The sequence below is a fragment of the Thermophagus sp. OGC60D27 genome (assembly GCF_052400625.1).
Lineage (GTDB): Bacteria > Bacteroidota > Bacteroidia > Bacteroidales > Marinilabiliaceae > Thermophagus.
Map to the genome: position 1 here is coordinate 338,783 of NZ_JBQTGH010000002.1, position 14,481 is coordinate 353,263.

The 14,481-nt window shown below is 38.9% G+C and carries 13 protein-coding genes; 2 read left to right on the plus strand and 11 right to left on the minus strand.

Features of this window, described 5'->3' with window-relative positions; all coding sequences use genetic code 11:
- Positions 1 to 63: 63 nt before the first annotated feature.
- The 3 genes from ACT29H_RS03570 to ACT29H_RS03580 form a co-directional block, all read right to left on the minus strand.
- A complete protein-coding gene (locus tag ACT29H_RS03570; RefSeq protein ID WP_444820223.1) occupies positions 64 to 327 on the minus strand; it encodes a DUF3098 domain-containing protein in 264 nt (87 codons plus the stop codon).
- Between the two features lie 147 nt (positions 328 to 474).
- Entirely contained in the window at positions 475 to 1,344 is an 870-nt protein-coding gene (locus ACT29H_RS03575) for a cell division protein FtsX (RefSeq protein ID WP_444820224.1), read from the minus strand.
- A 161-nt stretch (positions 1,345 to 1,505) separates the two neighbouring features.
- A complete protein-coding gene (locus ACT29H_RS03580; protein ID WP_444820225.1) occupies positions 1,506 to 3,818 on the minus strand; it encodes a glycoside hydrolase family 3 N-terminal domain-containing protein in 2,313 nt (770 codons plus the stop codon).
- A 574-nt stretch (positions 3,819 to 4,392) separates the two neighbouring features.
- On the opposite strand from ACT29H_RS03580, the gene ACT29H_RS03585 reads away from it, so the two are divergent.
- Positions 4,393 to 5,325 (plus strand): radical SAM protein, encoded by a 933-nt coding sequence (locus tag ACT29H_RS03585; RefSeq protein WP_444820226.1) that lies wholly within the window; start codon positions 4,393 to 4,395, stop codon positions 5,323 to 5,325.
- A gap of 6 nt (positions 5,326 to 5,331) precedes the next feature.
- Here ACT29H_RS03585 and ACT29H_RS03590 read toward each other — a convergent pair whose 3' ends face one another.
- From ACT29H_RS03590 to ACT29H_RS03610, 5 genes are all read right to left on the minus strand, one after another.
- Entirely contained in the window at positions 5,332 to 6,270 is a 939-nt protein-coding gene (locus tag ACT29H_RS03590; RefSeq protein WP_444820227.1) for a hypothetical protein, read from the minus strand.
- 110 nt (positions 6,271 to 6,380) lie between these two features.
- Entirely contained in the window at positions 6,381 to 6,866 is a 486-nt protein-coding gene (locus ACT29H_RS03595; protein WP_444820228.1) for an RNA polymerase sigma factor, read from the minus strand.
- Between the two features lie 151 nt (positions 6,867 to 7,017).
- Complete coding sequence (gene polA, locus ACT29H_RS03600) at positions 7,018 to 9,789, minus strand: DNA polymerase I (RefSeq protein ID WP_444820229.1); 2,772 nt, start codon at positions 9,787 to 9,789, stop codon at positions 7,018 to 7,020.
- 87 nt (positions 9,790 to 9,876) lie between these two features.
- Positions 9,877 to 10,326, minus strand: coding sequence for a 6-pyruvoyl trahydropterin synthase family protein (locus tag ACT29H_RS03605; RefSeq protein ID WP_444820230.1), 450 nt, complete (start codon positions 10,324 to 10,326; stop codon positions 9,877 to 9,879).
- A gap of 117 nt (positions 10,327 to 10,443) precedes the next feature.
- Positions 10,444 to 10,758, minus strand: coding sequence for an ArsR/SmtB family transcription factor (locus ACT29H_RS03610; RefSeq protein ID WP_444820231.1), 315 nt, complete (start codon positions 10,756 to 10,758; stop codon positions 10,444 to 10,446).
- 637 nt (positions 10,759 to 11,395) lie between these two features.
- Between ACT29H_RS03610 and ACT29H_RS03615 the strand changes: the two genes are divergently transcribed.
- Complete coding sequence (locus ACT29H_RS03615; protein ID WP_444820232.1) at positions 11,396 to 12,370, plus strand: polyprenyl synthetase family protein; 975 nt, start codon at positions 11,396 to 11,398, stop codon at positions 12,368 to 12,370.
- Here the strand turns inward: ACT29H_RS03615 and deoC are convergent.
- Genes deoC through dtd form a run of 3 tightly spaced genes read right to left on the minus strand, consistent with a single transcriptional unit; the run spans position 12,367 to position 14,017 of the window.
- Entirely contained in the window at positions 12,367 to 13,236 is an 870-nt protein-coding gene (gene deoC, locus ACT29H_RS03620) for a deoxyribose-phosphate aldolase (RefSeq protein WP_444820233.1), read from the minus strand. The genes ACT29H_RS03615 and deoC overlap by 4 nt on opposite strands.
- Positions 13,237 to 13,238: 2 nt before the next feature.
- Complete coding sequence (locus ACT29H_RS03625; protein WP_444820234.1) at positions 13,239 to 13,562, minus strand: nucleotide pyrophosphohydrolase; 324 nt, start codon at positions 13,560 to 13,562, stop codon at positions 13,239 to 13,241.
- 2 nt (positions 13,563 to 13,564) lie between these two features.
- Positions 13,565 to 14,017, minus strand: a complete 453-nt coding sequence (dtd, locus tag ACT29H_RS03630) for a D-aminoacyl-tRNA deacylase (protein ID WP_444820235.1) — start codon at positions 14,015 to 14,017, stop codon at positions 13,565 to 13,567.
- Positions 14,018 to 14,481 lie beyond the last annotated feature (464 nt).

Sequence of the window (14,481 nt, forward strand, 5' to 3'; positions counted from 1 at the left end):
CCTGCCTTGCGGCAGACATTATCTGCATAACCTTAAAAAACCAAACTATCTGTTTGACTACCGTTATTTCTTTTTTTCGTCCGCAGATGGTTTCTTCAATATCGCATAGATGCCAAACAGGAAACCAAAAAGGACAACCACCGGCGCAAGAGTGATACGGCGAAAACTATATATATCCTCATTAAACACAGTGGGATCATCATTACTTGAACCTGTCATCAGCAAAAAGCCAATAACGACAATTATGAAAGCAATGGCCAACAATCGATAATTTCCTTTGTCAAGAGCCATTTCAAATTTTTTTTTGTCTGTTATTTTTTTTGACATGCCTATAAATTGTAATAATTAGATGAAAAGATTGATATTTTTCAGTTAAAAAATGATTCCTGATCATTTCAGAGTTGATTGTAAACTAAAGATGCTTTTCAATGACAACAAAAACGTTTAAAGACATCAGAACTTTTCAATCATCTCCTAATAATAAAGATCATCTGCATTGAGCCGCAAATATTTATTCACTGCAAAAAAGGTGGATATCAAAGTAATCAAAATCCCCAACAGAATAACTATGGCAAAAAGGGTTCCAACCAACCATATGTTATCAAAACCTATCATGCCTTCCAGTTCCTTTGTTAATCCATAAATTAAAGCGGAAAGCAGAATTAATGCCACCGTTGCTCCTGCAAGTCCATGTAATACTCCTTTCACAAGAAAGGGTTTCCTAATGAACCCTCTGGTGGCTCCAACCAATTGCATGGTTTTAATCAAAAAACGTCTGGAATAGACCGACAACCGAATGGTATTATTAATCAAAGCAATGGCTATTATCATCAATAAAATGACAAATCCCCCCAGAACAATCGTAATTTTTTCAATGTTATCGTTAACCGCATGAAGCAAATTTTTCTGGTAATAAACCTCCTTCACCTGCGGAAAATTCAAAATCTGATTTTCAATTACAGCCATACTGTCCGGATTGGCGTATTGTGCATAAACCTTAACCTCAATACTCGACAACAAAGGATTATATCCTAAAAATTCAATAAAATCTTCGCCCAACTCCTCTTTCATTAAAGCAGCTGCATCCTCTTTACTAACATAAGCCGCCCCTCTCACATAGGGAGAGGCATTCAGAATCTTTTGAAGTCGCTGCACTTCGGCTTCTCTGGAATTATCGTTTATTAAAATTGTAAATCCTAGGTTTTCCCGAACGTAGGTAGATAACCTCTGAGCATTCAGAATTAAAAGGCCAATTATGCCCAAAAGAAAAAGTACCAGTGATATACTTATCACGGTTGTTACATAAGAGCTTCTAAGTTTTCGTTTGGCTGCTGAGTTGCTCATAAATTTTCAACATTATTCCGCATAAAATGCAAATATAACAGAATTTAGTGCCAACCCATTAATTATGACGAAGAATTGTCGCACGGTCAAAATGAAAAATGCCGGCACCATATTATTCTATGTGCCGGCACAAGATGCATCTTGAGGTCAATAGATGTCCACTATTCTGAGAACAAAAATCTTGCGGTTAAGCCACCTACTGACACTTCAAATTCACCGGGTTCGGCAATTGTTTGAAGATCAGAATTCACAAAGGTCAGATCATTGGCTGTCAATGTAAAGGAAATGGTTTTACTTTCTCCCGGCTGAAGAAAAACTTTTTTGAAACGTCGAAGCCTTTTCACATCGGGTGTAATGGAAGCATATAAATCGGAAGTATACAACTGCACAACTTCTTTCCCTGCCCGATCCCCGCTATTGGAAATGTTAAATGTCACAGTAAGCTCTCCATTGGGTGTTAACTTATTGGTACTTAAAGAAAGATCACTATACTCAAACTCAGTATAACTCAACCCAAACCCAAAGGGGTATTGAATGGCAAAATCGGATTCATAATCATACATTCCTGCCATTCGTGCCTGATGTTCTGAGGGTTTATGATCATATGTAACCAATGTATTGACATACATCGGGTATGTATAAGGGAGTTTACCACTCGGATTTACATCTCCAAATATAACATTAGCAACAGCCTCTCCTCCAAAATTACCGGGTAGATAAGCCTGGATAATACCTTTCAATTGCGGAACAATCTCTCGAATGATTCGGGGACGTCCTTCATTCAATATGGCAATCACCGGTTTTCCGGTACTGATGACCGCATTTGCCAGTTCTATTTGATTTTTAGAAAGAGACAAATCATGCAAATCGCCCGGCTTTTCAGTATAAGAGTTTTCCCCTATAGCCAAAATGATGTAGTCAACCTTTTCGGCTGCCCGGACGACTTCATCCAAATTGCCGGGAATTTCTTCCCAATATTTCCCTTCCAAATTATACTCTACTCCGGGAAGATAAACAACGTTTTCTTTACCAATCTCATTCTGAACAGCTTCCAAAATGGTAGAATATTGCTGGGCAAACTGGTCCGTACGATTCCCTTGCCATGTGTAGCTCCAGCCACCATTCAATGGCCGCATGCTATTGGCATTCGGTCCTGTGACCAATACCTTGACATCCTTATCCAACGGCAAAATATCATTTTCGTTTTTTAACAAGGTGATTGATTCTTCTGCACACAGACGAGCAACATTTTCAAATTCTTTGCTTCCAAACAAGGGGTAATCCTGATAATTGGTAACAGGTGTATCAAAGAGTCCCAATTCATATTTCAAATTAAGGATACGTCGAACAGCATCATCGATTCTATCCATGGACACCTCGCCCTCCCGGACCAGCTCTGTTAAATAGTCGCAAAACTCAAAATTATAAGGAATCATAGACATATCTATCCCTGCATTGACAGCCAGTTTTACTGCCTCTTTCTGTGTTGTGGCCACCCGATCTCGATCGTGAAGATTTTCGATATCTTTCCAGTCGGTAACCACAACACCCTTGAACCCAAGTTCTTCTTTTAAAATCTCTGTCAAAATTTTATAACTGGCATGAACCGGCACCCCGTTAATCAACCCGGAATTTACCATGACAGAATGAGCTCCGGCGTCTATTGCAGCCTTAAAGGGAGGAAGATGACGCTCACGTAATTCAATATCCGGGATCAAAGCGGGGGTACGATCCTTCCCCGATACTGGAGTTCCGTATCCCACATAGTGCTTAAGGCATGCTGCCACATGTTTTGGATCGTGCACCTCATTTTCCGCTCCTTCATATCCTTTTACCAATTCAATGCCCATTTGAGAAGTGAGATAAACGTCTTCGCCAAATGTCTCCCACATACGTGGCCACCGAGGATCACGCCCCATATCCAAAACGGGTGAAAAATTCCAGGGGATAGAAGATGCTCTGGTTTCATATGCCGTTATTTCACCTACTTGTCGAACCAGCTCGCGATTCCAGGTAGCGGCCTGACCAATTTGTTGCGGAAAAAATGTTGCTCCATCCGTATAGGAGACGCCATGAATGGCATCAACTCCATAAAGCACAGGAATTCCCAACCGAGTTTCCTTAGTGGCCATATTTTGAATGGTACTAATAACGTCATTCCACTCTTTAAGGGTTCTTGCCTTACCATTGGGTGTATTCAAAACAGAGCCTATTTTGTATTCCACAATGGCTTTGCGAAGCATTTCCTTATCTAGCTTTAAAGGCTCGGCGGTGTGGTAAACACTATTGCCAACTGTCAGAACATCGATGGTCACCTGTGCCATTTGACCAACTTTTTCCTCAAGTGTCATTTTGTTCAGTAATTTTTCCACTTGGGGAATTCTTTTTACCTCCCCCTTCTGGGCTTCAACCGGGATTCCCAGCAACAAAAAGCCGGCAAGTAAAATCATCATTGGTTTCCATTTGCTTTTCATATCTATAATTTTATGGTTAGTAACTCAACAAAACGTCGGATCCAATTTTCACCAATCCACCTCATTGTGTATTTATAACACTTTCTAATATCAAAGTTAAATTATTCTGTTCATTGATAGAATGTTTTTATAAAAATTATTCCCAAATAATTTCCTATTTAATTGAAGTATAACTTGAGAAGAAATGGTAAAAACATATAAATTAAAGTCTACTCCCAATTTTTTTATACTAAAAAGACTAACTTTTCCGAAATATGAACAGAAAAGGCGTTTGGAAGCCTCCGCTTCCGGACCAATCCTCTTATCTCCTTGGAATGAAATTCAAGTAAATCATTGGTTGAATGAACTTAATGTCAAACTATTTATACATATTCTTGCAAGGAAAACTTTTTTTCTATGTTTAATTTCTTTGTGAAGTCATTGCCAAAATCATAAATGGCATTCCAAGTTTGCAAAAGTCGTGTACTACTATGTATCTTTGAATAGCTTTTTTAAAGCTGCTCATAATTACAAATCCACTAACCATACAACTGAAAACGGCAATCCGTATTCGGCTTTAAAACTTAAGAAACTCATGTATAAATACATTTTTGGTCCGGTACCATCCAGACGTCTAGGCATGTCACTAGGTATTGACCTTGTTCCCCGCAAAGTATGTTCTCTCAACTGCGTCTACTGTGAAGTTGGAGAAACCACCAAACTCACCACAGATCGGAAAGAGTATGTCCTGTGTCACAAAGTGATAGAGGAACTAACTTCTTATCTTGAAAATAATCCCGCGCCCGACTTTATAACCTTTTCAGGCTACGGAGAGCCAACATTAAATTTAAAGATTGGCGAAGTATTACAATTTATCAAAGAGAATTATCCCGATATAAAGATAGCAGTGTTAACCAACGGAACGTTGTTTTACGATCGGCATATAAGGCAAGAACTGATGAATGCAGATGTTGTGTTGCCATCTCTTGATGCTGCGACGGATCAGGCTTTCCAGAAAATTAACCGACCCGACATTCATTTATCTGTTGATAAACAAGTTGAAGGACTTATTGACTTTAGAAATAAGTTTAAAGGTGAAATATGGCTTGAAATATTTATTCTGCCAGGATATAACGACCACGAAAAGGAAATTGATTCTCTTAAAGTACTAGTAAAAAAGATCAATCCTGATCGCTTACAATTAAACACTTTGGATCGACCAGGGGCCATCGAAGGGATTAGACCTGCAACAAGAGAAGAATTGGAAAAAATTGGATTAAAACTTGACTATCCAAATGTGGAAATTATCGCGTCTGCTTTGTCCAGAAAAACCACAAAAGTGTACCGTGATGATACCGAAAGTACGATTATGGAAACTATTGCCAGACGTCCATGTACCGTCTATGATTTACGCAGTATACTTGGACTTCATGTCAACGAAATAAACAAATACCTAGGTGTATTGGAGGAAAGTGGTAAAATTACATCAGAAATGGGTGAGCGGGGGATCTTTTACAAAACCACTTAGGCCCAATTAACGTCTAATTTTTTGTGCCATTTCAATGGAACCTGCCTTAAAATTATAGGCTATAAAGTTACCTTCATCGTCATATACAGGCTGAAACTGTATTAATTTACCACCCACTTTATCAAAAAGCTGAAGGCCCTTAAATAGAATTCCTTCATCATTCTGCTTATCCACAGGATTATCTGTTTGCGCCATTAGGACCAGCCGATTATTGTGGATATCAAGATACATAGGCATCATATGCCTAAGTCCTGCCTCATAAGCATTTGGAATATTTACAACAAACTCTTTGATATCTTTTTTAAGGGAAATAGGCTCTAATAACACCAGATCCTCCCCTTTCGCAATTAATAGGTTTTCAGCTCCACTCCCCCTCTTTTCACCCGAAATGCCCCTATGTAATTTGAAATTTTCTGGATGTTTCGTATTTGCATCTTCAGCTCCTTCAAATGTTTTAGCTTCCTCAACAAATAGCTGATCATCCATTCCAACTTCCGGTAATTGAATATTGGTTAGTGGTTTCATCGAAACCATAGGCATTTGTCTTTGGTTAACATCCCAAATGTTCAAAAAACGGTATCCCCAAAATAACATTATCAAAATTACAGCTGCAGCAACCGATCGAATAAACAACTTAAAATGCGGTAAAATCTGTTTCCTCAATAAATTTTCTTTCCAGGGATATGGAATTGGTTGAACAGAAAGACGAGTATTATGAAATTGCAGTCCCTTTTTTATTAGACGATCATCCCTAACAACCAGTTTGTCCAAATCCTTTTTCTCTGATTCGGAAAGACCATCCTCCATTTGCTTAATCAGCAAAAAATCAGAATAAGGAATTTCCATCAAGTCCGCCTCACATTTCAACAAGCTGTCTGACTGCTGAAATGCGAGTCTTTCGGGCTTCAACCGAATATTCCTCACTTGGTTTAATTCTTCAGCCAAATCGGGATTTTTCTCAAGGAACGCAAACAACCCCCGCTTGGATTGATCATCCAGCTTTCCGTCAAGAAAATCGACAAACCACAATTCATAATTATCTCGCGTAATTTCCATCACACCACCACCTCCATCTTAACAATGTATTTTCTTAAAAAAAGACGAGCTCTATATATGTAAACTTTCACCTGACTTTCACTCAACCCCGTCATTTCACCAATTTCCTGATAAGCATACCCTTCATAATCTCTCAACATCAACACCATCTTCTGGTCCGCAGGCAATTGCTCTATTGCTTTATGCAAAATTTCCTGCAAATCGGAATATTGTCGAAAATGGACATGGTCTTTCAGGTCGGCTTCCTCCATCCTGACCGAATGTTTTTCTCTGCGTACAAAATCAATCAGAACATGGTATGCCGTAGAGAAAAGATAACTTTTCCCTTTTCTGGCATCCACATTTTTGTGATGTCTCCACATCTTTTCATAGGCGTCCTGAACAATATCTGCCGCTTTATCCTCATCATGTATATTTTTGAGAATAAATCGATAAACATTATCGGCATGTCGTCTTACACATTCGTTATACTCTTCTAAAGTCATCAGTATGGGTAAAATTGATATGGATGTGACGCATTAAGGATCTCAAAAGTTACAGCAAAAAAATTCCTGGGTCAAGAATCCGATGCATTGATGGATTTTCTTCATAAAAAAACAATCCATCTCCTCCCACACTTTGACATTTTGAAGGAAATCAATGGGCTTCCAACCAGTTTTGCCCGATTCCAATTTCTACTTCAAGTGGTACTTTCAATGATACCGCCGATTCCATCTCTTTCTTAACAATTTCTTTTACCCGATCAACTTCAGTTTTTTCAACTTCAAAGTTCAGTTCATCATGGACCTGCAGAACCATTCTGCTTTTAAGATTTTCCGATTCAAAAACTTTAGCCACAGCTACCATAGCCTTTTTTATGATATCAGCCGCCGTCCCCTGAATCGGAGCATTCACGGCATTTCGCTCTGCAACTCCCCGGACCACGCTGTTGCGACTATTGATATCGGGCAAATAACGACGACGACCAAATAGTGTTTCCACGTATCCAAGCTGTCTGGCCTGTTCAATAGCCCGGTTCATATAATCCTTAACGCCCGGAAAATTTTCGAAATATTCATCGATGATTTCTTTAGCTTCTTTTCGAGAAATATTCAATCGTTCTGAAAGTCCGAACGCCGAAATTCCGTAAATTATTCCAAAATTAGCAGTCTTAGCTTTCCTTCGCATGTCAGAGGTGACCTCCTCTAAATTAACTTTAAAAATTCTGGCAGCAGTAGCTGTATGAATATCTTTGCCATTGATAAATGCATCCAGCAGATGCGCATCACCACTAAGATGGGCCATCAGACGCAATTCAACCTGTGAATAGTCGGCACTCAAAAACAAATGATCATCGTCGGGTACGACAAAAACTCGACGCATCTCTCTGCCTTCCTCTTCGCGAATTGGGATATTCTGAAGATTGGGATTGGAGCTGCTAAGTCTTCCTGTTACCACAACAGCTTGGTTAAACGAAGTGTGCAAACGCCCGGTTTCTTTATTTATCAGTTTAGGTAAAGCTTCCACATAGGTGTTTAACAACTTTTTAATGCCTCTATATTCTAATATATGCTCAATAATAGGATGCCGCTCCTTAAGCCGCTGCAAGATCTCCTCATTAGTACTGTATTGCCCTGACTTGGTCTTTTTAGCCTTGGGATCCAACTTCATTTTATCAAAAAGGACTTCTCCTACCTGTTTCGGACTGGAAACATTAAAATCGGAACCTGCCTCTTCTTTGATCTCCAATTCCAGTTTATCGATGCGAGACTGCAATTTTTGGGCAAATGATTTCAACGCTTCTATATCCAAGCAGACACCTGCATACTCCATTTCGGCCAAAACCTTTAGCAATGGCATTTCAACATCCCAAAAAAGCGACGCAAGGTTATACTTTTCCAGTTCCTTGAGTAATGGATCTTTGAGCTGAAGGGTAATATCGGCATCTTCTCCGGCATATTCGGCAACAACATGCTTATCCACCTCTTGCATACTCTTCTGGTTCTTTCCTTTCGCACCAATCAACTCTTCAATCGATACCGGCGTGTAATTAAGATAGGTTTCTGCCAGAAAATCCATATTGTGTTTAAGGCCGGGTTGAACCAAATGATGGGCAACCATAGTGTCAAAAAAAGGCCCCTGCATCTCCACGCCATAGCGCTTCAACATCAGATAGTCGTATTTCAAGTTTTGTCCGATCTTTAATATTCTCTTATCCTTTAATACACGACTAAACCTCCCAACGATTTTTTGAGCCTCTTCTTGTTTTTTAGGTACAGGCACATAATAAGCCTCCCCTTTTTTAAAGCTAAAAGAGAGTCCCACCAATTCATTATTCCATACATCAAGCGCAGAAGTCTCGGTGTCTATGCAAAACTCTTTCTGGACACTCAGGTCAGCAGCCAAAGAATCAAGGGCTTGCTGCGATTCAACCAAATAGTATTGATGTCTGATGTCCTTAATGGTCGCATTGTTGGTACGTGATGGAATATGTGCAGACGTTTCATTGTCACTTTCGAAGAGAGTCGGCTGTACAGCATTCTTGATCGTTTTGCCAGCAATCTTTTCCCACAGGGTCTTAAACTCGAGTTCTTCAAAAACGGGCTGCAATTTTTCCAGATCGGGATCCCCCTTACTAAATAGTTTTTCATCAAATTGAACCGGCACATCGGTTCTAATTGTTACCAACCTTTTAGACAATTCCACCTGCTCTTTGAAACGGATCAAATTCTCCTTCTGCTTTCCTGAAAATTCATCAATATGTTCATACACATTTTCGACAGAACCATAACGGCCAATGATATCTTTGGCTCTTTTTTCTCCAATCCCCGGACAACCGGGAATATTATCAGCACTATCACCCCACAGAGCTAAAAGGTCAATCACCTGTTCCGGGCTATCCACCGCAAATTTTTTCTTAACCTCTTCCACCCCCATTTTTTCAATCTGATTGCCTCCTGTTTTGGGTTTATACATCAAAGTGTCTTCCGTTACCAATTGTGCATAATCCTTGTCTGGAGTCACCATAAATGTTTTAAATCCTTCTTCCGAAGCCTTCCTGGACAATGTACCCACCACATCATCTGCTTCAAAGCCCTCCACCTCCACCACTGGAATATTAAAAGCTTCAAGAATTTGCTTAATGTAAGGAACAGCCTTTTTTATATCTTCTGGAGTAGCCTCTCTATTTGCCTTGTATTCCTTGTACAATTCATTCCGAAAGGTGGGACCGGAAGGATCAAAAGCTACGGCAATATGTGTAGGATTTTCTTTGTTGAGGACATCAAGCAAAGAATTAGTGAATCCAAAAATAGCAGAAGTATTTAGCCCTTTTGAATTGATTCTAGGATTACGGATAAATGCATAATAAGCCCTGAAGATTAAGGCATAAGCATCCAAAAGAAAGAGTTTCTTTGTGTTTTCTGACATGATTGTTCGGGTTTAATTCCGAAAAATAAGAAAAAAAACCCGGTATTGCCCACAACCAACGAATGAAGGAGTGGCATGAAAAGGACGTTATTCATTATCCTCAGCATACCATTCGGCAAAGGAATTAGCTGTTTCATGAAGTTTTAAACTGAAAAGAGAAACCTCTTCCGGAAGGCGCGCCCTTATTCTCTCAGCAAAATCTACCAAAAGGTTTTCACAGGTTGGCTGGTAAGGAACGATATGAATGCGATCAAACAACTGGGGAACATTAATAAAATTTTTGTAATCTGCTACCCTGTTAAGAACGATAGAATGGTCCATTTTATCCACGATCTCATCCTTAACAATTCTTTTTAAATCACCGAAATCCATGACCATCCCCAATTTCGGATCAGTTTCATTACGGCAAGGTTCTCCAATAACCGTAACCTGCAAAATATAGGAATGTCCATGAATATTTTTACATAACCCGTTATAGTTCCACAAGGCATGAGCCATTTCGAAACGGAACTCCTTGGTTAACCTTATTTTTGCCATTATTCGTTTTCCTTTCAATAAGAAATGAGCACTTTAAAGTCAGGGAATGGATAAAAAAAAGATTACGGGCAATGAACCAGTAGAAATCTTTGCCTGAACCTATGCTATCAACTGATATTAGTCGATAGAACAACGACTGACACATTCCAGAATATTACGCAAACTCTCATGTTTCAAAAAATAGTAGGTATTCTTACCTTCCCTTTTGGATGCCAACACACCTTTGTCCTTCAGAATTCCTAAATGATGAGAAGTAGTGCTTTGCTCAATATTCAATAATTTATGTATTTCCGTAACGGTCAACTTCTTACCATCTTCCAAATGACTTATTATAGCAATTCTCATTGGGTGCGCGATGGCTTTAAGCATGCCGACAGCTCTTTCAAGCTGATTGGCATTAAGGTCTTTAATTTTTATCGTCTGTACTTCCATTTTCAAAACTTTACAATCCTATTATATGGAAAATCTAAGGAACTATTTTCCCGCTACATTTTAATAATAAAATATTCATTTAAGTAATTGGTCTATTGAAACATACAAATAGTGGTCCTGTATATTACCATTTGTGACACTCTCTCTTGCCTTGCTCATGCTTAAAAAGTCAGGCAATGATGCTCCTGTTTATCATCAATTATGCAAATTATAAATCAACACTTTAGCATCAATTGATATAAGTCGATAATCTATATAACTCTACTTTGCCATAACCGTAGATCATTGCCCCCACAACTTCTTTATCCTTCGCCTCCATCCAGTTGAGCGCAAAGATAATGAAGATATTTTGATTGTTAGATATTTGATTTTTTAAAATATGCAAATATTTAGATGATATTAATATTTAAGTTCATGGGCAACACAAATACATATCAAATTGTTATTTTTGAAAATTCTATGCAGTCATAAGAAACGGATGCATAAAAAGCGGCCATAAATGCCAACAGATCCCCATCCCATTGCATAGAGTTTTTTGCACTGGATACGATACCGAAAACCCATATTATATCACCTTAACCTACATCATTTTTAATAAATTAGAATGACCTATTATATTAAAAGATAAGGATATATAATGAAGATATCGTCCAAAATAATTTCGCCGATAGCGGAAGAAATGAAGAAGTTTGGCCCCTATTACAAGAAAAACTTCGACACTAATTATGCCCTTCTTAACGTCATAACCAACTATCTGATACGCAGAAAAGGTAAGCAAATGCGTCCCATGCTGGTTTTTTTGGCGGCCAAACTGAATGGAGAGGTTAGCAAGGCCACATACACTGCGGCGGGATTAATAGAACTCCTTCATAATGCCACCTTAATACATGATGATGTAGTGGATGAAACCTATCAACGGCGAGGATTCTTTTCCATTAATGCTCTGTGGAAATCTAAAATTGCCGTTCTGGTAGGTGACTATTTTCTAGCCATGGGACTCATCAAGTCATTGGAAGAAAACCAGACCGATCTGCTTCATATCATCTCCACAGCTGTGAAAGAAATGAGCGAAGGAGAACTTCTTCAATTTGAAAAATCCAGAAATCTAAGTATTAATGAAGAAGTTTATTACGAAATAATTCGGAAAAAAACAGCAACCCTTATAGCAGCCTGTACTTCGGCCGGAGCTCATTCTGTCGGTGCATCTAAAGAAAACAGAGCCAAGATGCATGAATTCGGAATGAATTTGGGCATAGCTTTTCAGATTCGTGATGATTTACTTGACTATGAACAAACCAATTTTGCGGGAAAACCCACAGGTAACGATTTAAAGGAAAAGAAAATGACCCTTCCTCTCATCTATGTTCTTTCCAAACAGTCGTCTAAGGATAGAAAACAAATTATAAGGACCATCCGAAAACACCACAAAAACGAAAAGAAAATTGCACCGATCCTTGAATTTGTTAAACAACAGGGCGGTATTGATTATGCCAGACAGAAAATGACAGAATATCGTAATAAAGCACTGGACATCCTCAATACCTATCCCGAGAGTGATGCAAGGGAAGGGTTAAAAGAACTGGTTATCTTTACCACCACCCGAAAAGGTTAAAAGCTGAAATCAAAGTCCTTTCCTTCCAGTTTGCCCAGGTCGCCCAGCAGATTATTGGCCAATCGGCTGGCACCGATTCTGAATCGATCAGGGATACACCATTCATTCCCCAAAATTTGCTTAACAATTCCAAAATAGAGTAGTGCATCATCGGTAGTAGAGATTCCACCAGCTGCTTTCAATCCCACAATGCGCCCTGTATTCTCCGACCACGCTTTAATGGCGTGACTCATAACCCAGACCGCTTCAGGCGTCGCGGCAGGATTGATTTTACCGGTGGAAGTTTTAATAAAATCGGCACCCGCTGCCATGGATATTATGGCCGCATCCCAGATATTTTGACTATTAACTAAGGCACCTGTCTCAAGAATAACTTTCAAATGGACATCTCCAATAGCTGATTTTATGGTTTTTATTTCTTCCATTACCACTTCATAATTCCCTTCTAGAAACTCTCCCACCGATAAAACAATATCAATTTCGTTAGCCCCCAGATCCAGTGCTTTTAGCGTTTCTTTAACTTTAAGATCCAAAAAAGTTTGTGCAGAAGGAAAGCCTGCCGAAACCACCGCACGTTTAACGTCAAGCTTGCTCAGCCTGGATTTTAAAACACTTGCAAAAACAGGATAGACGCATACGGCACTCACCAATGGCATCTCGGGATAGAGCTGATGAAAAGAATTAAGCTTTTCGCAAAAATCCTCTACTGAATTGGCGCTATCGGTGGTTTTTAAGGTTGTCAGGTCGATACAAGAAAAAATCGTTTTAAGATCTTCAGGCGTCCTATAATTTTCAAGGTTGGTTGGACGCTTAAATTCAGGCATTTTCTGGTAATGCTCTCTAAACTTTTCAAGTAATTCTTCCATTATCATTTTAGTTTTGGATTGTATTTGTGTCGCAATTTGTCTCGTTTTGTTTTTTTGGCTAGCGATTTATTAAACGCAGCGGTAAGGTCTACCCCTGTCTGATTGGCCAGACAAATCAATACCCAAAGGATATCGGCCATCTCTTCTTCAGCATTCAGTGTCTCTCCTTCTTTTACCGATTGGTCACCATATTGACGTGCTATCACCCGAGCCAACTCCCCGACTTCTTCCGATAAGATGGCCATATTGGTTAATTCACTGAAATATCTCACGCCATGCTCATGGATCCAGTCATCCACAATTTTTTGTGCTTCTTTTAACTCCATTATCACCTTTTGTTTTTCGTATCAATAATAATTGTTACAGGTCCATCATTTACAAGGTCTATAGCCATAGAAGCTCCAAATTCCCCTGAGACGACAGGTTTCCCCAACACTTCCGCCATAGACGCTTTAAAGGCTTCATATAAAGGAATAGAGATCTCGGGTGCAGCTGCATCAACATAGGAAGGACGATTCCCCTTTTTTGTCCGGGCATGCAAGGTAAATTGACTAACCACCATTACGTCACCATTAATGTCTTTAACCGAACAATTCATGATGCCTTGATCATCATCAAAGATACGTAAATTGACAATCTTTTTTACGAGCCAATCAATATCCTCCATCTCATCATCATGGACAATTCCTAACAAAACCATTAATCCTTTTTGAATGGATCTAGTCTCTTTTCCATTAATGGTCACCGATGCCCGGCTTACTCTTTGTATAACTACCTTCATTGATAAAAAATTTTTGTTAGCCTAAGGATTGGTGAAACAAACATCTCCCGCCTGCCATCTATTATTTTCCCATTCCGCAGGCAAGTTTCGGAAAAATATCTGAGAGATGGAATCTGTCAACAACAGAATTGCCAGCCCCAATGAGCTGATATTTTTACAACATGGTCATTGAATCCCTTAGCCATTTTTTTTAATGAACCAAAATTAAGAACTAAAAATTAAAACCATTTACTAAAACCATTGTTTGGCAAGAGTGGATATAGAAAAAGCATACATTCAAAAGCAAAGAAATCTGTTGATGGCTGCTATTTTTGCTATATTGCTTTTTTCAAACTCAAATAGACCCATTTCCGGTTAAAGAGTAAAAATTTTGGATCAGAGCGATAATAAAAATAAATGAAACCAACATATAAAAAGACGACTATTCACAACTCTACATAAATAGATAAAAAAAATTTAAACCC